At 62.9% G+C, this 19,409-nt stretch carries 18 protein-coding genes, 1 tRNA gene and 1 pseudogene; 11 read left to right on the top strand and 9 right to left on the bottom strand.

Annotated features, from left to right (window positions below; all coding sequences use genetic code 11):
- The 4 genes and pseudogenes from P9217_RS02360 to P9217_RS02345 all read left to right on the top strand — a co-directional run.
- Positions 1–876: pseudogene (locus P9217_RS02360) on the top strand (hypothetical protein); the annotation flags it as partial.
- Between the two features lie 237 nt (positions 877–1,113).
- Positions 1,114–3,414: a peptidase domain-containing ABC transporter gene (locus P9217_RS02355; protein ID WP_278088266.1), complete on the top strand. Its 2,301-nt coding sequence runs from the start codon at positions 1,114–1,116 to the stop codon at positions 3,412–3,414.
- Positions 3,415–3,492: 78 nt separating this feature from the next.
- Positions 3,493–4,899 (top strand): HlyD family type I secretion periplasmic adaptor subunit, encoded by a 1,407-nt coding sequence (locus P9217_RS02350; RefSeq protein WP_067330634.1) that lies wholly within the window; start codon positions 3,493–3,495, stop codon positions 4,897–4,899.
- A 91-nt stretch (positions 4,900–4,990) separates the two neighbouring features.
- Positions 4,991–6,670 carry an SEL1-like repeat protein gene (locus P9217_RS02345; RefSeq protein ID WP_278086738.1) on the top strand — a complete coding sequence of 560 codons (1,680 nt, stop codon included), beginning with the start codon at positions 4,991–4,993 and terminating at the stop codon, positions 6,668–6,670.
- 44 nt (positions 6,671–6,714) lie between these two features.
- On the opposite strand, the gene P9217_RS02340 is transcribed toward P9217_RS02345, so the two are convergent.
- Positions 6,715–7,035 (bottom strand): hypothetical protein, encoded by a 321-nt coding sequence (locus tag P9217_RS02340; protein ID WP_127215447.1) that lies wholly within the window; start codon positions 7,033–7,035, stop codon positions 6,715–6,717.
- Positions 7,036–7,474: 439 nt separating this feature from the next.
- Between P9217_RS02340 and P9217_RS02335 the strand changes: the two genes are divergently transcribed.
- Positions 7,475–7,903, top strand: a complete 429-nt coding sequence (locus tag P9217_RS02335) for a hypothetical protein (RefSeq protein WP_127215448.1) — start codon at positions 7,475–7,477, stop codon at positions 7,901–7,903.
- Between the two features lie 68 nt (positions 7,904–7,971).
- Here the strand turns inward: P9217_RS02335 and P9217_RS02330 are convergent, their stop codons facing one another.
- The 3 genes from P9217_RS02330 to P9217_RS02320 all read right to left on the bottom strand — a co-directional run bounded on the left by P9217_RS02330 (position 7,972) and on the right by P9217_RS02320 (position 12,080).
- The gene (locus tag P9217_RS02330) at positions 7,972–9,474 is read right to left on the bottom strand and encodes a PAS domain S-box protein (protein WP_278086739.1); all 1,503 of its coding nucleotides are present in this window, start codon (positions 9,472–9,474) and stop codon (positions 7,972–7,974) included.
- Between the two features lie 333 nt (positions 9,475–9,807).
- Positions 9,808–10,977: an NAD(P)/FAD-dependent oxidoreductase gene (locus tag P9217_RS02325; RefSeq protein ID WP_278086966.1), complete on the bottom strand. Its 1,170-nt coding sequence runs from the start codon at positions 10,975–10,977 to the stop codon at positions 9,808–9,810.
- A gap of 131 nt (positions 10,978–11,108) precedes the next feature.
- On the bottom strand, positions 11,109–12,080 hold the full coding sequence (locus P9217_RS02320; protein WP_095826404.1) for an NAD(P)H-dependent oxidoreductase: 972 nt from the start codon (positions 12,078–12,080) through the stop codon (positions 11,109–11,111).
- A gap of 293 nt (positions 12,081–12,373) precedes the next feature.
- Here P9217_RS02320 and P9217_RS02315 point away from each other — a divergent pair, with 293 nt between their 5' ends.
- Together P9217_RS02315 and P9217_RS02310 are read left to right on the top strand one after the other, a co-directional pair.
- Positions 12,374–12,679: an ETC complex I subunit gene (locus P9217_RS02315; protein WP_066999298.1), complete on the top strand. Its 306-nt coding sequence runs from the start codon at positions 12,374–12,376 to the stop codon at positions 12,677–12,679.
- 117 nt (positions 12,680–12,796) lie between these two features.
- Positions 12,797–12,873 (top strand) — tRNA-Arg (locus P9217_RS02310).
- Positions 12,874–13,016: 143 nt separating this feature from the next.
- Here P9217_RS02310 and P9217_RS02305 read toward each other — a convergent pair.
- Positions 13,017–13,802 carry a hypothetical protein gene (locus tag P9217_RS02305; RefSeq protein ID WP_067330655.1) on the bottom strand — a complete coding sequence of 262 codons (786 nt, stop codon included), beginning with the start codon at positions 13,800–13,802 and terminating at the stop codon, positions 13,017–13,019.
- A 233-nt stretch (positions 13,803–14,035) separates the two neighbouring features.
- Here P9217_RS02305 and P9217_RS30400 point away from each other — a divergent pair, with 233 nt between their 5' ends.
- A complete protein-coding gene (locus P9217_RS30400; RefSeq protein WP_336618893.1) occupies positions 14,036–14,617 on the top strand; it encodes a CatB-related O-acetyltransferase in 582 nt (193 codons plus the stop codon).
- A 93-nt stretch (positions 14,618–14,710) separates the two neighbouring features.
- The gene (locus P9217_RS02295; RefSeq protein ID WP_278086740.1) at positions 14,711–15,709 is read left to right on the top strand and encodes a glycosyltransferase; all 999 of its coding nucleotides are present in this window, start codon (positions 14,711–14,713) and stop codon (positions 15,707–15,709) included.
- 407 nt (positions 15,710–16,116) lie between these two features.
- On the opposite strand, the gene P9217_RS02290 is transcribed toward P9217_RS02295, so the two are convergent.
- From P9217_RS02290 to P9217_RS02280, 3 genes are all read right to left on the bottom strand, one after another.
- Positions 16,117–16,359 (bottom strand): DUF982 domain-containing protein, encoded by a 243-nt coding sequence (locus tag P9217_RS02290; RefSeq protein ID WP_066999301.1) that lies wholly within the window; start codon positions 16,357–16,359, stop codon positions 16,117–16,119.
- A 359-nt stretch (positions 16,360–16,718) separates the two neighbouring features.
- A complete protein-coding gene (locus P9217_RS02285; protein ID WP_059186167.1) occupies positions 16,719–16,964 on the bottom strand; it encodes a DUF982 domain-containing protein in 246 nt (81 codons plus the stop codon).
- A gap of 115 nt (positions 16,965–17,079) precedes the next feature.
- Positions 17,080–17,298 (bottom strand): hypothetical protein, encoded by a 219-nt coding sequence (locus P9217_RS02280; protein ID WP_245299680.1) that lies wholly within the window; start codon positions 17,296–17,298, stop codon positions 17,080–17,082.
- A gap of 423 nt (positions 17,299–17,721) precedes the next feature.
- Here P9217_RS02280 and P9217_RS02275 point away from each other — a divergent pair, with 423 nt between their 5' ends.
- Positions 17,722–18,081, top strand: a complete 360-nt coding sequence (locus tag P9217_RS02275; protein ID WP_066999308.1) for a metalloregulator ArsR/SmtB family transcription factor — start codon at positions 17,722–17,724, stop codon at positions 18,079–18,081.
- Positions 18,078–18,353, top strand: coding sequence for a hypothetical protein (locus P9217_RS02270; RefSeq protein WP_095801540.1), 276 nt, complete (start codon positions 18,078–18,080; stop codon positions 18,351–18,353). The genes P9217_RS02275 and P9217_RS02270 overlap by 4 nt, the downstream gene beginning before the upstream one ends.
- A 249-nt stretch (positions 18,354–18,602) precedes the next feature.
- Here P9217_RS02270 and P9217_RS02265 read toward each other — a convergent pair whose 3' ends face one another.
- Positions 18,603–19,409 carry an ABC transporter permease gene (locus tag P9217_RS02265; RefSeq protein WP_278086741.1) on the bottom strand — a complete coding sequence of 269 codons (807 nt, stop codon included), beginning with the start codon at positions 19,407–19,409 and terminating at the stop codon, positions 18,603–18,605.

Genomic DNA, 19,409 nt, shown 5'->3' with positions numbered 1-19,409 from the left:
GCGACCGGCGCTACCGGAGCTACAGGTGCGACCGGCGCCACGGGTGCCACTGGCGCTACCGGCTCAACTGGAGCAACGGGTGCAACCGGCTCGACCGGAGCGACCGGCGCTACGGGTGCAACCGGCTCGACAGGTGCGACCGGAGCCACCGGTGCGACTGGAGCAACGGGCTCGACCGGTGCGACCGGAGCTACCGGCTCGACTGGAGCTACCGGAGCAACTGGCTCGACTGGGGCGACTGGAGCAACGGGTGCGACCGGCGCCACCGGCTCGACCGGAGCGACAGGTGAAACCGGAGCAACGGGTGCTACCGGCGCAACGGGTGCCACAGGCTCGACCGGAGCGACCGGCGCAACGGGTGCAACCGGCGCAACCGGCTCGACGGGTGCCACCGGGCCGGGCGGCGCAACGGGCCCGACCGGAGCGACCGGCCCCGGCGGCGAGACCGGTGATCGCGACAAAGGCAACAACGGCCATGGCAATGATCCTGACCACAACGACAGCAGCAATCCTGGGAAGGGACATTCCAACGATGGCACTGATGCCGATGGCTCGCCTGGCCATCGCACCGCCGCGGTCACGGCCAACTCGCTCGGGCTCAAGGACACGACGCAGTTCCTGCAATCCGGCTCGACCGACAGTGATGCCGTCAGCCATGCGTCGTTCCGTCAGCTTGTCAGCCAGGCCGCCGGTTCGGTGACGACCGACCTCCTGAATGTTCTCAACACGATCAGGGGATTTGGTCAGAACCAGAACAAGCCGTTGGGTGCAAGCACCGACCTGACCTCGGATCAGAACAAGCAGGGTGCCGGCTTCGCCAATAGCGACGACACGGTGAAGAAGGCGCTGAAGGATATTCTGAAGCCGCATGACTGAGCATGAGTGAGCAGGAATGGCGACCGGACAGACGACGATAGAAACCGGTCCAAAGCTGAGAAGCGGGCGCGCGGGCTTTGCCGAAGGGCAGGGCCCGCGCGTTCGGCCTTTCCGAGTGGTTAAGGGGCTCGCGCGACCGACCGCCGTGGAGTATCATCAGCGCCCCCAGAGATTCCGGCGGAAATGGTCCGCCCCGGGCAATGTCGAACCACCGCCTGCCTACCCGAAGGGGAGTCCATGGTGAACGTTCCTGGGAGTGCTGAAGTCCAGCCTGTGGAGCTGCGTGCCGGGACCGCGGCCGACCCGACCGGCATGCCCGGCGGCACCAGCGAAACGGGGCAGAGCCCCGGTGGCCCCGCCGAGTTCGACCAGGTCGGGCCGCGCCTCAAGGCGATGCTCCGGGTCGCCCGCTATCACGGTATCGAGCTCGATCCGAACGAATTCAGGGCAGCGAGCGCAGGCCCGTTTCCAAGCGCTACCGACCTGTCGGAATGGGCGCAGAACGGCGGCATGTGGTCCCGGGCAGTGCGTGTTCGCTGGTCACACCTGTTGCGCTTTCAAGATACCGGACCAGTCGTTCTCTTGTTCAGCGATGGCGGCGCCGGTCTCCTCACCGGGGCGAGTGCCGAGCGCAACGTGGTCTTCCTCAAAAGTCCGGAAGCGCCCGACGATGGTCCATCCACCGCTGTCGACGAGTTGCGCCTGTCGCAGGTGTGGACGGGCGAGGCGGTGCTGCTGCGAAACGCGCGATCCTATGTTGCCGCGGATGCGCCTTTCACCCTTCGCTGGATCGCCGAACTGGTGCGGCACGAAAGCCGGCCGCTTCGCGACGTGGCCATCGCCTCCTTCACACTCAGCGTTCTGACGATTTTGCCGCCGCTCATCGTCATGACGGTGGTCAACAAGGTATTGCAGTTCAACAGTGTCTCGACGCTGTTACTCTTGTCGGCCATAGTCGCTGTCGTCTTCGCATACGAGACGCTCCTGGGCCACGCGCGGCGACTGATCATCAACGTCGTCGGAGCCCGCCTCGACACCAAGCTGCAGCTGCACGTTTTCAGCCGCCTCTTGCGTCTGCCGCTCGACTATTTCGAGCGCCACCCCGCCGGCGAGACAATGTACCACCTCGCGCAGGTCTATCGAATCCGCGAGTTTCTGACAGGCAAACTGCTCAGCACGTTCCTGGACCTGATCACCCTGTGCGTGCTGCTGCCGGTGATGTTCTATATCAACGTGACGCTTGCCTGGATCGTCGTTGCGTGCGCAGTGGTGATCATGCTGATCATCCTTGCCTTCCTGAAGCCGCTGCGCCGAAGGTACCAGCGGGTGATCGAGGCCGAGACCTGGAAGTCGGCGGCGCTGGGCGAAACCGTTGTCGGCATAAAGACCGTGAAGGCGCTTGGTCTCGAGCCGCAACGCAAGGCGCTTTGGGACGAGCAGGTGGCGGAGGCGGGAAGCGCGCGCCTCTCCTTCGGGCAGTTCGCCAGCTGGCCGCAGACCCTGGTTACGCCCATTGAACGCGTAATGGTGCTCGGCACCATGCTGATCGGCGCCTATCTCGCGATGAACGACAGTTCCGGCTATATGGTCGGCGGTCTGTTCGCCTTCATGATGATCTCCCAACGCGTCGCGCAACCGCTGGTCGGATTGGTGCGGCTGATCGAAGACTACGAGGAGGTGGGAGCGGCGATCGGCGAGGCGGCATCCGTCCTTAACCGGCCGTTGGAGACGAACTCCCTCGGTCTGCGGCCAAGGCTCCTCGGCGAAGTTACGTTCAGCGATCTGACGTTCAGCTACATCGGTACCAAGACGCCCGCCCTCGACCGGGTCAGCTTCCACATTCCGGCTGGGACCATGTTCGGCATTGTCGGGCGGAGCGGGTCGGGAAAATCGACCATCGCGCGGCTGCTGCAGGGGATCAACCGGGATTACAGCGGGTTCCTGAAGCTGGACGGCGTCGACCTCAAGGAAATCAACCTGCGTCATCTTCGCCAGGGGCTCGGCGTGGTCCTCCAGGACAATTTCCTGTTCCGCGGGTCGATCCGCGACAACATCATCGCCGGGCGCGCAGGCTTGACGCTGTCCGATGCCATGCGTGCCGCGCATCTCGCCGGCGCGGAAGAATTCATCGAACGCATGCCGAACGGATACGACACCTACATCGAGGAAGGTTCGCCCAACCTTTCGGGCGGTCAAAAGCAACGGCTGGCGATCGCGCGCGCCCTCATCCACGATCCGACCATCCTCATTCTCGACGAGGCCACCAGTGCTCTCGACCCGGAAAGCGAAGCGGTCGTCAGTGCCAATCTCATGCGTATCGCCAGCGGGCGCACCATGATCATCGTCTCGCATCGGCTGTCCTCGCTCACCGACTGCGACCAGATCCTGGTCATGGAGCAGGGCAAGGTTCTCGACGTCGCTTCGCACACCGTCCTGCTCGAACGATGCGGGCTCTATCGCCAGCTGTGGTCGCAGCAGAACCGACATTTGGACAATCGCGGCGGTCGGCCGGCGGCCGTACCGCCGCGATTGGTTTGACGATGTCGTGCCGCAGCGGGATCGAGATTGAAATGGTCGTCTCGCCAAGCATGACTTCGACACGAGGACTGGTAAGCCATGAGTAGCACCTCGCTCACCGTCCGCCAGGCTCGCTGGCGCCGAGCGAAAGCGAACGATCCGACGACGCCGGCCATACTCGAGTTCCAATGGCCGTCGACTGCCGTCTCCAATGCGCCGATTCCTCGGTCGGCGCGCGGCATCGTATGGATGATTTCGAGCCTCGTGATCGTCTTGATCACCGTGGCCGGACTGATACCGGTCGACCAGGTCGTGACGACGAGGGGGCTCGTGGTTTCACAATCGCCCAACATCATAGTGCAGCCGCTGGAGACGGCGATTGTCCGCTCGATCGAAGTGCGCGAAGGACAGCATGTGCAGGCTGGCCAATTGCTTGCGCGCCTCGATTCGACCTTCGCCTCGGCAGACCTGCAGGCCTTGGCCATGCAGGTCTCTACGCTTGAGGCCGAAGTGGCACGGTTGAAGGCGGAGGCCGACGGCAAGGAGTTCAACTATGACGGCCTCGACCCCAGCTGGACCCTGCAGGCCTCGATCTTCGAGCGCCGCAAGGCGGTCTACGAGGCTAAGCTGGAGAATTTCGATCGGCAAAGCGATGAACTCACTTCCGTGATCTCGCGCGCGCAATCTGATGCCGCTGGCTACCGGCAGCGGCTCTCCGTCGCGGCATCGATAGAACAGATGCGCAAGCAGCTGGAAGAAAGGCAAGTCGGGAGCCGCCTCAATACCCTGCTGGCCGAGGACAATTCGGCCGAAATGTCGCGCGCGCTCGGCAACGCCGTGCAGACGGCGGAAGCTGCCAGGCGCCAGCAGGCTGCGGTAGCCGCCGACCGCGCCGGCTACATTCAAGGCTGGCGCGCGGAAGTCTCGCAAGGTTTGTCGGAGGCGAGCTCTCGCATGTCCGACGCTCGCGAGCTCTTCAACAAGGCAAAGCTGCGCAAGCAACTGGTCGAGCTGAAAAGCGAAGGAGATGCCATTGTCCAGTCTGTGGCAAAGGTGTCGGTCGGCTCGGTCCTGCAGTCGGGCGAGCGCCTGATCACGCTGGTGCCCGCCAAGGCGCCGCTCGAGATCGAGACAAATGTCGTCGGCCGAAGCAGTGGCTTCGTCCATGTCGGCGATCCTGTCGTCATCAAGTTCGATACCTTCCCCTATTCGCAATATGGCCTCGCTCACGGCACCGTGCGCACGCTCAGTCCGGATTCCTTCTCCGCTCAGGAGCAAGCCCGCGATCCAGACAGTTCGCTGGCAATGCTGCCCTCGAACACAGAACCGTTCTATCGGACGCGCATTTCCATCGATCAGGTCGCGCTGCATGACGTACCCGCCGGGTTTGCCCTCACCCCCGGCATGCCGGTGACCGCCGACGTTCAGGTCGGCCGGCGCACGGTGCTCAAATACATGCTTGGGGTGATGCTCCCGATCGGTCAGGAAGCGATGCGCGAGCCGTAGTCTGCAGCTCAAGAGGAACCGGAGCAGCCAGAGGCTGACATCGATGACAATCCTGGATCGCCTGACTGGTTTGGCTAGCCCATCCGTAGCATTGCGCAGGGCGATCCAGCTTGCTGAAAATGGCAAGCCCACCGAGGCCTTTCCGCTCTTCGCCACGGCTGCGCGTGCGGGCATAGGCCAGGCCGAGTATCGGGTCGCGCGTTGCTATCTCGAAGGTTCCGGCGTGCCGCCCAGCCGGGCAGAGGGGACGCGCTGGCTGCGGCGAGCAGCGGATCACGGGAGCGCTGATGCGCAGGCGCTTCTCGCCGCACTCTACGTGACCGGGATGGCGACAGCCGAGACTGACAAGGGCTCCGAGTCGGAACGCCTGTTCGTGGAGGACACCACGAGCGAGCCAGACTTTGCGTCAGCGCTCGACCTTGCCACGAAGGCGGCCGAGGCGGGCTCCGCCACCGGCCAGGCACTCCTCGGCTACATCCTGACCAGCGGTCCCGAACCGATGCGCGACGCGGATGCTGCCTGTAAGTGGTACGAGCGGTCGGCTGCGGCCGGCTGCGCCGAAGGAAGCCTTGGTTTTGCCCTTTCGCTGGCACGGCGGGGTCTATCGGCAGACCGAGCCAGGATTGCCGATGAGGTCCGGCGGGCGGCGGACGCTGGCTTGCCGACAGCGATCTATCTTCTCGCGATCCTGACCGAACATGGCCTGGGTGTCGCTGGCGACATTGCGGGTGCGGCGCGATTATACCAGTCAGCTGCGGAGAAAGGGCTTCCTGCGGCCCAATTCCGATTGGGTCTGGCGCTTATCGACGGGAGCCTCGGCGATCAGGATCCTGTGACCGGAGAGGCCTGGATACGGCGTGCGGCATTGGCGGGCAACGTCGAGGCGGCGAATCTTCTCGGCGATCGTAACGTGAAGAGCCGGCCGCCGGACTTTTCAGAGGCGGCAATTTGGTATCGTCGTGCGGCCGAGGGGGGTCATCAGGCCGCCGCTCGCGCGCTGGCCTCTCTCTACCTGACGGGAAACGGTGTCGCCAGGGACGAGCAAGAGGGGGCGCATTGGCTGCGCACCGCCGCAAGCAGCGGGAACCGGGCAGCGCAAGTCGATCTGGCCAATCTTGTTCTTCAGGGAGCCGGCGAGCCGGACGATATCACGAGCGTAGCGGGGTGGTTCGAGGCGGCCGCATTATCGGGCGACCTTATCGCCGCCTTCAATCTCGGGCTGTGTTTCGCCAAAGGCGTCGGCGTGCACCAGGATGAAACTCGCGCCGCGCAATGGCTGAGGCGCGCGGCTGAAGGCGTGGCTGAGGCTCAGTACATGTATGCGCGCATTCTCAGGGACGGGCGCGGCGTGGCTGCCGACGCGCAACAGGCTCGTGCCTGGTTTGCCCAAGCGGCCGAAGGCGGCATGCTCGATGCGCAAGTGGCACTTGCTGAGATGCTGCTCAATGGCAGCGGAGGCAAACGCTCTCCCGAAGCCGCAATACAGCTGTTCCGACGGGCTGCTGCCGACGGACATGCCGGCGCAATGTTTGCTCTCGGCGCGCTGCAGAGCTCCGGCGAGGGACTGCCGGTCGATCACGTGGCGGCGCAGAAATGGTTTGCGGCCGCGGCCGAGCGTGGGCACGGGCAGGCCCAACTGATGCTCGGCCGATATTTCTCGAAGGGCCTAGCCGGAGAGCACTACCCGGCAGTCGGCCGCCTTTGGCTCGAGCGAGCGGCGGCGCAAGGTCTTGAGGAAGCGGCCGACGAACTTTCCGAATTGGCCGGCTGAGGCATTCACTGCCAAGGCTTAGCACCGGCATCGGTCGCGCCCGACTACTGCGCGCCGGGCGTCCACTCAGGCAGCGGCGCTAGGCTGTGGTTGAACTGTTTCCACCACATGGACTTATCGATCTCGCAGCAGGCGAGAAGCAGGTTATGCGCCTTCTCGAAAGCCTGGGTAGCGATTTCATCAAAGGTCATCTGCGCGTCGTACGGGACCGACACCACCAGTTCCTGACCGGTTTGTGTGCCGCCTTCGTCGACCTGAAGATAAAGCCAAACGACGAAATGCGCGCCCTGGCCATTCGCGTCGGCGTTGCCGATCTTGATGCGGTCGATGCCTGCTGCAGTGACTTTCATGCCGAAGTCCTTCATTTTGGGATTCATGGAATTCCAGAAGTTCGCAGCAATCAGAAAGGTTCCGGGACCGCTGTTCCTATGGTGAAGCATTGATAAAGAGGTACCACCTGGCTGCCGGGCGGGGCGCAAGCGACCACGCGCGCACAAAGCCCTGGTCGCCCGATCGTCGCCGACCCAGCAGCGGTCGTTCGCCGACGCGCGTTGCGATGGCCGCTGACGGCGCGATCTAAGACAATCCAGCGTCTTGCCCTGCTGGCGGCGCCGTCTGATGGCGAGCCAGGAACGCGCCTTGCCAGCGAAGTTTCGCACGTCGCCCCCGTCGACCCATCAACCGCGCTGCGAAGGCTTGTTAGCGGTCATTGCAACGCACTGGGATGGCGCGCGTTTTATTGATTGGCAGGGCGGTGACCAATGTGAGCGCCGCTTCATAGGCTGACAAGTCGGAGGCGATTAGGTGGCTAAGTTCAAAGAAGCCCTTGAGCGCGGCAAGAAAGCACCTCGCCATGAAGAGGAGGATGCGAACGCCACGGCGCCGGATTTCGGCACCGAAGCCAGGGCCTGGCTGGACGATGTCGTCGTTGCGTCGTTGGTAGCGGCCAAGGCAGAGGTGTCGGGCGAGATGACGATCGACATAGACACCGTTCCGCGGGGCCGTGACAAAGCGCTGACGCCCTCTGTTCGGTTTCGAATCTACCGAAAGCCGGAAGTGAAAAACACCGCCGGAAGGGTATTCACCGTCAACGTTCACGTCAGTGGGGAGGTGTCGGTTTCGTCACCCGGTATGGTCGCCGAGGATGTTGGAAATATAGGGAACAGGTCCGGCGAGAGGTTTCGCAATTTGGTTGTCAAGCTGATCGAAGACGCCGCTAGGGACATGAGCTAGCCCGACTGTCATGCTCGATTGGTCGACCCGGCCAAGGAGATCCCCACCTCAGCTCGGCCTTCTGGTCGTCAGGCAGAAAACCTTTCACCGTCAAGCGTGACCTCGATAGTGACGCCGGCCGGGTCCCAGTTTCGCTCGACTCGGCCCAACTGGCTCGCGGCGACGCGGACCAGGCGGCTCCCGAAACCTTCTTCTTCGGTTGCGACAGGAGGTGGTCCCCCAACCTCTCGCCATTGAATAAGCACCTTGCCGTCCCGATTGGCGCAAGTGATCTCTATTGAGCCGGCGGCCGCCGAGAGGCTGCCATGTTTGGCGGCGTTGGTGGCGAATTCGTGCAGCAGGAGGGAAAGTGGCGTGATCATTGCCGCGGGCACGGGAATATCGATGCCGGTGATCGCGAAGCGGGGATGCTCATCGGCCGCATGGCGGTATGGCGCGAGGATCGCGTTCACCAATGTATGCAGGCTCGTGGAGACCTGAGCAGAGCGGCCACCAGACGTGAGCATCGTCAGCGCATGCGCCCGCGCCAAGGCGCCGAGGCGGTCAGACACGATCGAGGCGAGCGCCGCCGGCGTTTCGGCGGCCGAAGCGCTCAGCTTGACGATCGAGCTTGCGATGGCGAAGAGGTTCTTCACACGGTGGTCCATCTCGCCGAGCAGTATCTCCCGCTGCTCTTGCGCGCGCAGCCGCTCGGAGATGCCGCGGGCGATCTTGGAGGCACCGACAATTGCGCCTGACGCGTCCGCGATGGGGGAAACGGTCAAAGAGATGGGAACGATGCTGCCGTCCTTGCGCAGGCGAACGGTCTCGAAATGCTCGACATGCTCTCCATCTCGAATGCGCGCCAGGATCTCCCTGTCCTCGTTCCTGCGATCGGGCGGTATCAGCAACATGAGCGAACGACCGACAATTTCCGCGCGGGGGTAACCGTAGAGCCGCTCGGCGCCACGGTTCCAGTCCGTGACGATGCCGTCGGGATCCGTCGCGATGATCGCGTCATCCGAAGATTCGACAAGCGCGCTCAGCCGCGCCGCAGTGGTTTCCGCCTGGTCCCGTTCGATCGCAAACCCGAGCTGGCGGGCAATGGTCAACGCAAGTTCGCGTTCACGATCGGTGAAGCTATGGGGTGCTGGGTAGTAGACCATGAACTTGCCGATGAGCTCGCGGGAGCTGGCAAGCGGGATAAAGGCGAGCGCTTCGATACCTTCGCCGAGGACTGTTTCGATGAGTTGCTGAGATTCACCGCTGAACCGAATATCCTCGACAAAGATGGGCTTGGCGTCGCGCTGATCGCTTGTCCACGGCGTGTGGCCGTTGACAGCCTTGCGGTATTCTTCAGACAGTGAGCGCCACGCGACGAAGCTCATGACGCCTTGATTGTCAAATTTCAGGATCGAGGCGCGCGACGAACCGAGGGCGTCGCATATGGCATCCAGGGCCGCATCGTAGATCTCGACGAGGCCATGGGCGCGGTAAAGTCGGTCGGTGAGGCGAAAGAGGACGGTTTGCTCGCGGGCAATATCGCCGTCGGCTTGCTCACGCTGGCCGCGCCCTGTGGCCGTAACACTCATGGCCCCTTGCTGCATCGAGTCCTTGACCCATCGCCTAACGCAGCACCGCGTCGATTGCCTCTTCGACCGCCGGGTACGATCCCCGACCACGCTCGACAATATGCGCTTTGCGCGGGTTCGCAATAGGACTTGTCGCCTTGCGGCGCGGCGGCTGGTGTCGCCGACGAGCCGCGAGCGGCGCCCGTCTAGCGGCTTGAGCCAAATGGCAATTCGCCCAAGCCCCGGCGGTCCCAAATCAGGTGCGCTACCAGGCTGCGCTGCACTCCGACGCTCGCGGCATTTAAAGCTTCCGGGGCCGGCCCAAAACGGAAGCCTCGCGCGCAGACTAGCGCCTCAGCGCCTTTGCTTGGCAATCCTGCCGGCGATCGCCGCGCCCTGGATGCGCGCATTGGCGAAGCAGCCGCGAATGCTCGGCCGCATGCCGGTGAACCAGAGGCCGGGCAGTTTCGGGTCGTTCGCCGGGCCGTTGAACAGCGGCACTCCCTTGGCATCGAGCACGCCGAGCCTGCCCACCATCGCCTCCAGCCCGGTGCGGTAGCCGGTGGCGGCAATGACGATGTCAGGCGCGATCGACTGGCCGCTTTCGAGAACGACGCCGTCGTGCCTGAATTCCTTGACCTGCGGCACGACGATGATGCGGCCGGCCTTGATCGCGTCGACCGCACCGTCATCGGCGGCGATCGCCGTATAGTCCGAGCCGAGGCGGCTGGCGCCTCCGGATGGGGCGGGGGGCAGGCCGTACTTCCCGAGATCGCCGAAGACCAGCCGCTGCGTCGCCGCCATCACCGCATCGGCGAGCCGGGCAGGCAGTCTCGCCATGACGGGCGAGAAACGATGCACGGCGATCTTGCCGATGCGCTTGGGCAGCAGCGACGGCCCGTTGCGCGCCGAGAGCCACATCTGCCCGGTCTCGACCCCGGAAAGATGGTTGAGCGCGTCGAAGCCGGAATTGCCGGCGCCGACCACCAGCACTTTTGTCCCAGCATAGTCGCTCGCCCGGCCGAAATGCGCCGAATGGACGATCTTGCCCGAAAAATCCTTCATGCCTTTCCAGGCCGGGACAAAGGGTTGTCGGTCGCGCCCGGTGGCGATCACCACGTGGCGCGCCGCTCGCGGTCCCGTGCTGGTCTTCAGCAGCCAGTGATCGCCGCGGAAATCGATTTCCTCGACGACGACGCCGAAGGCGATCGGCAGCCGGTGCGTCTGGGCGAAGTCGTTGAACAGGCGGATCACCGCGCTGCGGTGCGGAAAGGCGGGCGTGCCTTGCGGAAATGAAACGCCGGGCAGCGTTGAGAGGTCGCGATGCGTGTTGAGATGCAGGTTCTCATGGCGGTGGTGCCAGGGCTCGGCCAGCCGCCCCTCGCGCTCGAGGATCTCGGTGGCGATCCCGGCCTCGATCAGGGCGTAGGCCGCCGCCAATCCGGCCGCGCCGGCGCCGATCACGATCGCGCCTTCGAGGATCGCCGGCTCGCCGGTCCAATCCGACGAGATTTCCGCTTCCATGCCCATTCTTGTCTTTATCGTCGTCATGGCTCTCACGTGCCACGGCCATGTATCCGACATATGCCGCTGACGAGGCAATGGGAATAGGCCGTGGTTGCAAAGAGCCCGGCATTGTGTCGCGGATAGGGAGATTACCCGTTGGCGGGGTCGGCGTGGCGATGCACCAGCTTGAAGGCGCCGTCCTCCAGCCGGAACACTTCCGTCACCCGCAAGGTCATCTCGGCCGGCTGTCCGTTCTTGCCCATGCGCGCCCTCGCATGCTGCAGCCCGGTCCAGAAGGCGAGATCGCCGCTCGCGGAGGCCTGCAGCACCTCGATGTCGGTGCTGCCGCCTTCGTGGAAGCTGGCGGCGTCGCGCTCGTATCGGCCGGCAACGGCATCGGCACCTTCGAGATGGTCGCCGCGCGGCGAAAAGAAGGTGGCCGGCTCGCTATGCGTCACGATGGCCTTCAGCGATGTAGCATTGCCGTTGACATAATCCTCGGCGATCTTCTCGCGGTGCTTCATGAAGGCGTCGAAGGACGAGCCGCCCGGCCGCACGGTTCTGATCCACGTCTCCAGCGCCTCGATGAAACCTTTCAGAAAGGCGGCCGTGTCGCTGTTCTTAATCGCGCCGCTGTCGTCGAGCAGCTCGGCGACATTTCCGATATAGGCCTCCGGCTGCTGCATCACCGGCATGTCGAGGAAGACGAAGGTCTGCCTGAGCGCCTGGTTGGAACCGAAGGCGCCGATCTTGCCTGGGCTGACGCTGACGACGCCGGCGGGCAGGCCTTTGAAGACGCTCTTGCCAGAGGGGCGTGAGCCGACGTCGAGGGCGTTCTTCAGGCAGCCCGGGATCGAACGGTTGTATTCCGGCGTGACGAACAGCACCGCGTCGCATTCCCCGATGGCGGCGCGGAACGCCGACCAGGCGGCAGGCGGCGTCTCGCCGTCGAGATCCTGATTATACAAAGGCAGCTCGCCGATCTCGATGAAGCGGCAGCGCAACGAATCCGGTGCGCGGGCCGCCAGCGCCTTGGCGATCTTGCGGCTGTAGGATTGGGCCCGCAGACTGCCGACAAGCAGGGCCAGCTGCAGGACGGGATGTTCGGTTGTCATGGTCATGGCGAACTGTCCAGGCTTGTTGAGGGGGATGGCGACGCGAGGCGGACATAACGAAGGCCCCGCAACCTTGGACCTTTGGTCGGAGCGGCTGTGCTGGTCGCCTCTCATTTCGGTTAATGTCCAGGCTGGCGCGAGGTTCCGACCTCCGCTGGCCAAGCCGTGGCTGCGTATGGCCTTGCCGCCGGCGCCGTTGCACAGTATTGACGGGCTGGCGCGCGTGGCCTAAGGCTCCCATTCGGCCTTTTGGCGCGCGCTAAATGATTGCCCGGTCTTCGGGCGGCAAAGAGGTGGCCATGTCCGCGCGCATTTTCAGCCCAGCCAAAACCGCGATGCAGTCCGGCAAGGCCAAGACCGGCCACTGGGTGCTGGAATTCGATCCAGCCCAGCGCAAGAAGATCGACCCGCTGATGGGTTACACCTCGTCCGGCGATATGCTGAGCCAGGTGCGGCTCACCTTCGATACCAGGGAAGAGGCGGTCGCCTATGCCGAGAAGCAGGGCATTGCCTATCGTGTCGAGGAGCCGAAGGAACCGAAGCGCCGGCAGATTTCCTATTCGGACAATTTCCGCTATGACCGCAGGACGCCCTGGACGCATTGAGCAATCCGAGCAAAAGTGCTCAGCGGTTTTCCGTCCGGAATTGCGTAACAAAATCGGAGCGGATCATCCTTTTAGATCCACCCGCATAGTCGCATCAGCCGGCTCCGGCCGGCCAGCGGTCCCGTAGCTCAGCTGGATAGAGCACCGGCCTTCTAAGCCGATGGTCGCAGGTTCGAATCCTGCCGGGATCGCCATTAATTTCAACCACTTAGCTGCTATTGCTTTGAAAAGCTCCAACTCGCCAACAAGGCGAGTTCCAACTTTTCATGTTGGTCGTTCTCACGGATGGCAGAGGCGGCGGGCACGTGCTTGATCGCACCCTGCGTGGGAACCAAGATCAAGCGGACCACATGCGTCGCTGGTGCCATAGGTCTACGGGAGTTCGCCAAAGACGATATCGAGCGGCTTTTGCGATTTGCTGGGCAATTGTCGCGTCGCCGTAGAGACTGAAGAATTGACGAACACGCTGCCCGGCGAACAGCTTTTTGCCCCGCGTGTTGTAGTTCCTGATTTTCAGGCGATGCGGACTGACGGTTCGGCCATCTTGGGATAAGGCGATGCCAATGCAGAACTGCTCAGCAGCATCTATCTTGGCGATCTCGTGAACGGCGAGCATCGGAAGATAGGCATCGAGCAAGGCAGGAAGGTTGTCGCGGTGCACGCCAAGGACGCCACTATTCCACATCGGTTCATGGCCGGTCACAACATGGTCGCCGACCCGAACACCTTTGCCCTCCAGCCGCGGGCACCACGCATGCGGCCCCTCGCAAAGACGCATGATTGAATGGCCGGGCCTAATAGCCCCGAAGGCTCGGGACAGGTCTCCGACCGGGTACATATCCGTGTCCATGAAAAGCAATCGGTCAGCGCGCTTCAAAAGCTCGATAAGGCCCCCAGCCTTGATCCCGAAATGATAGCGCCAATCGAAGGATAGCTCCTTCTTCTTCTCGGCGCTCACTAGGATAGTCTCAAGCGGGTATCCGCGGAAGAATGCCGGCTTGTCAGTTGCCACGATAATCCTGGCTTTCGGGCTATGGTGCAAAAGCTTGAGTGCGCTGAGTAGCGCACCGAGGTGATAAAGCTCGTTATCGCCATAGGCGATGTAACCAAAGACGTCATTCATTCAGTCAAGTCGTCATTCTGTTAAGTCGAAGGGGCGGTTCGCTCCACTAGCAACACTCGCGGCCCCAATCCACCGCAAACACAACACCAACAGAGGAAAAATGCGGCGATCAAAGTCTTCGGCAATCTAGTCTCAAACTGAAGACCACTCGCCCGACTTTGGGAAATTCCTGAGCTTGTGGATTGGGCAGATCTGCGGCTATGTCGCTATGGTGCTGGAGGCGGGGCTTCAGAATGTCCGTATTGTCCACCTGGTTGAGGAACGCTCGGTCGAAGCTGCCGGAACACGTGACCGTGGGACGCCACACTTATGGCTTGTCACGACGGAAGGTCTTTTTTCCCTCGAAGGAGGCCCCGCTGACGGTCGGGGCTTTCTGCTCGATCGCGGGTGACGTGCTTTTCATGTGCTCCGGCCAGCATTTGACCGATCGCGCCACGACATTTCCGATCCACAGCCGGATGCTGAAGCAATCAGATCCCGTCCAAAATGGCGGCAGACCGAGCGGCGTCACGATTGGCAATGATGTTTGGATTGGTCACGGCGCCATAATATTGCCAGGTGTGACGATCGGCGACGGCGCAGTGGTCGGCACCGGGGCCGTGGTCACCAAGGACGTGGCGCCTTATGCGATCGTTGGGGGCTCTCCGGCCCGACTGATCAGATATCGTTTCTCTGAGGATGTAATTTCGAAGTTGCTGGCAATCCGGTGGTGGGAATGGGACGACGAAAAGATCAAAAAGGAAGCCGGCGCGCTCACCGGTCCCATCGAGGCTTTCATCGGCAGGCACTTTGTGGCAGGCATCGCCTCAGTGTAGTGCGGCTGGGATAAACATTCGGCGGCTCAGCCGGATATTCACGGTCGATCTTGAAAGACCCTTGGTACGAAGCTCGATATTACGGAGGTAGGCTTGCAGCGCCCATGCTACTTCTTGGCCGCGGATAGCAAGTATTTTCCCTATGCATGCCTGGCAGCGCGCCGGATACTGGATGTTTCCGCGCCAATCGATGGCTTCATTCTCCACGTGAAGGCTGATGAGAGCGATATCCAAGTCGCGAGGCGGTTGCTTGGCGACAGAGTAGCGTTGCTCGACGTGTCCGACTTCATGGAACGCGTTGGCTTCCGCTTCGGTACCTACAGCATCGCCGCCTATGTCCGCCTGTTCGCGGACCTGCTACCGCAATTCGACGGTTATGGTCGGATCGCCTACACCGATTGTGATGTCCTGTTCAATCGTGACATCAACGACCTGGCCTGCCAGGAGCTCGAAGCGCCGCTGCTGGCGGCGCACGACGACTACATGTACTTCCGGCCGTCGTATCGCAGAACCTTCAGGATGCAGCCGGGCGCGCCATACTTCAATTCCGGCGTGGTGGTCTTCGACATGGATGCGGTGCGCGTGGAAGGCCTCCTGGAACGGACGCGCCAGACCGCGATCCATCGACAAATGAACGACCAGAACGCGCTTAATGTCGCCTTCGAGGGCAAATGGCAGACGATGCACCCGAACTGGAATCTGATGTCGAACGGCGCCCGGGATTATCGGTTTTCTCAGGCCTATGCACGGCATTTCGCGGGCGGCAAGCCTTGGGGCAGCCAGATTGGAGTCGAGCTTGAAGCCCTCAAGATCTGGCGCGATCTGGCAGATGATACGCCTTGGAATAAGCCCTTCCGGCAGCGGCTGCCGTTCGAGCGCGGGATAACGAAACGCTTCCTCCGGCGCTTCGATGCCGTCGGTGGTCTCTTCGGTAACGACGTGCATCGCCGCCGCGCGCGTTACGACGCGGGGAAAATGCACCAGATCTACGCAAGGCAAGCGGAAGAGGGCGCGATGGCCGTACAATTCCCGGAGGTGCTCGGCGGGTTTGGCTATCTTCTTTCCAAATCGGCCGCATCCTGTGGATATTAGCCGCCCGTTCACCATGACTCTCTCTTCGCATTGAGCGCCGGCGGCCGGCTCGTTGAAATGATACGGCCTGAACAACAGGCGCCCCGAAAGTCCAGCGGCCGGCGTTTTCATGTAGCCGTCAGGATGTCCGCAAGGGCGTGCTGAAAAGTATGCGTCGGTCGCTGCTCTCACTCGCTGGGATGCCGCGCAACCAATACCGGACAAAAGCAAGCCCGCCCCGGCGATGGGAAGCCGGAACGGGCTCGGCTTGGGTCTGGAACCCTGTAGTCAGGAGACTACGGGGAAGTAACAGGTCGGCGGCTGCAATGTTCCGACTTTTCTGGCTTACGGGCTGCCGGGAGCAAGTCCTTGGCGGTAATTCGAGACGATCCGGGTGGCGATTTTTCCGCACGGGATCGCGACACGCTTCAGGCCAGCAGGCCGGCGGCCTTCGCTGCCTTGCGCAGTGTTTTGCGGGCTTCGGTAGGACTTCTCAAGCCGTCGAGCGCGTCGCGGCAGACGCGGCTTGCCGACCGCCAGGCGCGGTCGCGCGCCCGCCTTGGCCAGCGCAGGTCGAGGCATTCGACTGCCTCGAAGCAGCTTGAGACCTTGCGATGTCCGCTTGGTTCGAAATCGATCACGACCGGCTCGGAAAACCAGACGTCGTTCATCACATGCTCCGTTCGTATGTTGGTCTTTTGATAAGCAACGGCGCCGGCAGGCGCCTGTTGGGATGCGGGCCCCGGATGATCGGCGGACCCGCGCATTAACCAAAAACTGCCGATAATGTTCCGGAAAATTTTAGAGATCAGCGATGGGCGGCCGGAGTTGGCTCACGCAGCGGATTCATTGCGCCGGCGCGCCGCGCAAAAAACGTGTGACAACGTCACTGGCCCCGCTGTCGCCCGCGGCGAGATCGGAGCCGACAGGCGGATGAACGCATCAGGCAGCGGTTTTGGCCGGCGCGGAAGCGTCCGGTCAATTCGCGCATCGGTCGCTCTTCTGCAGAAGACAGGATGCCGCCTTGGGACTATTCGACCAGCACATGCGCTTCGCGGGCTGCGCTGATGAAGGCTTCCCTGGCATTGTCGGCCGGAACGTCGCCGCTCATAGCCCGGCGGCAGGCGCGCAGCGCCGCGCCATGCTGCGCGCTGCCGGCGTCGCGCCATTGGCCCGTCAGCAGTTCCACAGCCTGCTGGGCGTTGGAGATGTGTCGGATCGAGCCTGCCACGCCGACGGCGACTTCGACCGGCCTGGAAAACCATCCCTGGATCATCGCGAAACCCCTGATGCGTTGTGAGCGGATGATAAACGCGCCACCGCGCGGCAAGTTTCATCCTGATATTTCAACAGGATGTGAGCAGCGCGCCGGTAACGGGCGTGGCTGCCGCCTATCTTCCGAGCGGCTTGCGGGACAGTTCGATGAGTTCCGTCTCATCGGTGATGCCGGCCATGTAATTGGCGATGATGCGGGAGGCGCGCGCCTCCTTCTGCTCTTCGGTTTCTCCATCGATGCGGCCGCTCTCGAAGACACGCCCCAACAGCGCCGTCTCGGCGGGCGTGAATGTGTTTCGCGACATGTTGGACACGGGCTTCTTCCTCCAGCTCATGTCCCCCTTGCTCCCCGGCTAAACATTAGCACGGGTTCGGAAACGGGGTGAGTCCTCAAGGAAACGGCGACAACGTGCGTCTTTCGCGGCGCCCGGCCGGTCAGGTTTTCGTCTCGTTGTGTGCTCGACAGCATGCCGGAGATGGGGCCAGCTTCGCTATCTTGCTGAAAGGACGAAGCGCTGATACTCATTAGCGGCGCGGAATTATTCCGAGTCTGCGCCAACTTGCGTCGCGCAACAACGCGGCGCAGGCTGTCCGAGACCAAGATCCCGACGTGGTGGCAACCGGGTTACGGAGGGTTTTGGTCGAACAAAGAAGCAGGGCAGGTTCCGACTGCGTGTCGGAGCAGGCCCATCAAATGCTCTGGAATTCCGAAGCCATTGCCCCCGTGGCCTCGGAAGAGCATGAACATGGGGAAACCGATGGTGACCAAGAAACTTACCGCCAACGCAGAAAGCGCGGCAGCCTTTCTTGCGGTAATGGGCAACGAGAAGCGTTTGCTCATTATGAACTACCTGGCCGAGGGCGAATTGTCTGTCGGCGCGCTCGCCGACAAGGTTGAACTCAGCCAGTCCGCACTCTCCCAGCATCTGGCCAAACTGCGCAGGTTTGGCCTGGTCGACACCCGCCGCGACCGCCAGATGGTCTATTATTCCTGCAAGTCGTCCGCGGCGCGTGAGCTCCTCGTTCTGCTCGACGGGCTGCTGACCATGGACAGGCCGCTCGCCGGCCCGGCCCGGCAGGCTCTTGTCGAAAGAATGCGGCCGCCGCAGGCCGCTTGAACGGCTCCGACCGCAGGCGAGGGCGAGCAGCCTTCGCCTGCTTCGCCTGCGCGGCGCGCCCTCTGAAGGCGCGATGCAAACAGGATGGCAATGCGCCGACCGGCATACCTGCCCTGGCGGCACTTTATGATCACTTCATTCGCCGGGACGCGATCCTGGCCAGAATGCTGCTGCCGGGGAAACCGGTAGCGGCCGGATTTCGTCATGTCGTCACGGGCTGGCCGTCGTCGCCGATCGGGCTCGACTTGTCGCGCTCTTCCCATCACTTTTGATTGAAGGATGCTGCGCCGGCGCGGTCGCGGATGCTCGCAAGGCGATGATAATACGTCTCTTTTCTGCCTCCGCCGCTCGCTCAGGTGGCGCGAAGTTTACGGATTTGTAAATCGCGCGCCGGACTTCGGGTGGCTAGACTTTACGCGATCCACACCCCCGGATCACCACGGGCCAGACTTCCACTTTGGCACCGTCAGAGGCTCGCCGCTCCCGGCGGGCCTCTTTCGTTTTGGGACAAAGCCGCGGATTTACGGTGCGGCTCGCCGGCGCGTAATCACGCTTCGCGCGGCGAGCACCAGCACGGTGATGATGATCAGGATCACCGAAAGGGCTGCGATCGCCGGATCGATGTTGTCGCGCAGGCCCATCCACATCAGGCGCGGCAGCGTGATGGCGTTCACCGAGGTGATGAACAGCGTCACGCCGATCTCTTCCCAGGAGAGCACGAAGGAGAGGAGCGTCGCGGTGACGATGCCGAACTTGATGTTGGGCATGATGATGCGCGTCGCGCGCTCCCACACACTGGCGCCCAGGCCTCGTGCGGCGAGGTCGATGCGCCGATCGAGCTGGCTGAGCGAGACCAGGATCAGAACGGTGGCGAAGGGCACCGTCATCACCGAATGCGCCATCGCGACACCCAGCCAGGTGTCGTAACCGAAGAAGGATGAGATGCCGGAGACCGAGGTGAGCAGGAAATACAGGGTCACCGCCGAGACCACCGGCGGCACCACCATAGGCAAAAGGACGAAGCCGACCAGGGCGGCGGTGAAGCGCGGCTGGAACATCCACACGCCGAGGCTGAAGGTGAGCGCGAGCGCCGTGGAAATCGCGCTGCTGACCACACCGATGCGGATCGAGAGCAGGATGGACTCCAGCCAGCGCGGATCCTCGATCAGCGAACGGTAGTGGCGCAGCGACAGTTCGCCGGTCGGCATGGTCAACATGCGGCTCGGCGTCAGCGACACCGGGATGACGGCGAGCAATGGCATAAGCAGAAACAGCGCCACCAGGACGGCGAGGATGAGCGAGACGGGACCGGGGCGGTAGGTGGGCAT

The organism is Mesorhizobium sp. WSM4989 (assembly GCF_029625795.1).
GTDB lineage: Bacteria > Pseudomonadota > Alphaproteobacteria > Rhizobiales > Rhizobiaceae > Mesorhizobium.
Note: the sequence above shows the minus strand (reverse complement) of the source record. Positions and strands in the feature narration are given on the sequence as shown.

Coding starts and splice junctions, on each gene's coding strand:
- P9217_RS02355 (WP_278088266.1), top strand. CDS start 1,114: ATGGTGAACGTTCCTGGGAGTGCTGAAGTCCAGCCTGTGGAGCTGCGT.
- P9217_RS02350 (WP_067330634.1), top strand. CDS start 3,493: ATGAGTAGCACCTCGCTCACCGTCCGCCAGGCTCGCTGGCGCCGAGCG.
- P9217_RS02340 (WP_127215447.1), bottom strand. CDS start 7,035: ATGAAGGACTTCGGCATGAAAGTCACTGCAGCAGGCATCGACCGCATC.
- P9217_RS02330 (WP_278086739.1), bottom strand. CDS start 9,474: ATGAGTGTTACGGCCACAGGGCGCGGCCAGCGTGAGCAAGCCGACGGC.
- P9217_RS02325 (WP_278086966.1), bottom strand. CDS start 10,977: ATGGAAGCGGAAATCTCGTCGGATTGGACCGGCGAGCCGGCGATCCTC.
- P9217_RS02320 (WP_095826404.1), bottom strand. CDS start 12,080: ATGACCATGACAACCGAACATCCCGTCCTGCAGCTGGCCCTGCTTGTC.
- P9217_RS02315 (WP_066999298.1), top strand. CDS start 12,374: ATGTCCGCGCGCATTTTCAGCCCAGCCAAAACCGCGATGCAGTCCGGC.
- P9217_RS02305 (WP_067330655.1), bottom strand. CDS start 13,802: ATGAATGACGTCTTTGGTTACATCGCCTATGGCGATAACGAGCTTTAT.
- P9217_RS30400 (WP_336618893.1), top strand. CDS start 14,036: ATGTCCGTATTGTCCACCTGGTTGAGGAACGCTCGGTCGAAGCTGCCG.
- P9217_RS02290 (WP_066999301.1), bottom strand. CDS start 16,359: ATGAACGACGTCTGGTTTTCCGAGCCGGTCGTGATCGATTTCGAACCA.
- P9217_RS02285 (WP_059186167.1), bottom strand. CDS start 16,964: ATGATCCAGGGATGGTTTTCCAGGCCGGTCGAAGTCGCCGTCGGCGTG.
- P9217_RS02280 (WP_245299680.1), bottom strand. CDS start 17,298: ATGAGCTGGAGGAAGAAGCCCGTGTCCAACATGTCGCGAAACACATTC.
- P9217_RS02275 (WP_066999308.1), top strand. CDS start 17,722: ATGGTGACCAAGAAACTTACCGCCAACGCAGAAAGCGCGGCAGCCTTT.
- P9217_RS02265 (WP_278086741.1), bottom strand. CDS start 19,409: ATGCCCACCTACCGCCCCGGTCCCGTCTCGCTCATCCTCGCCGTCCTG.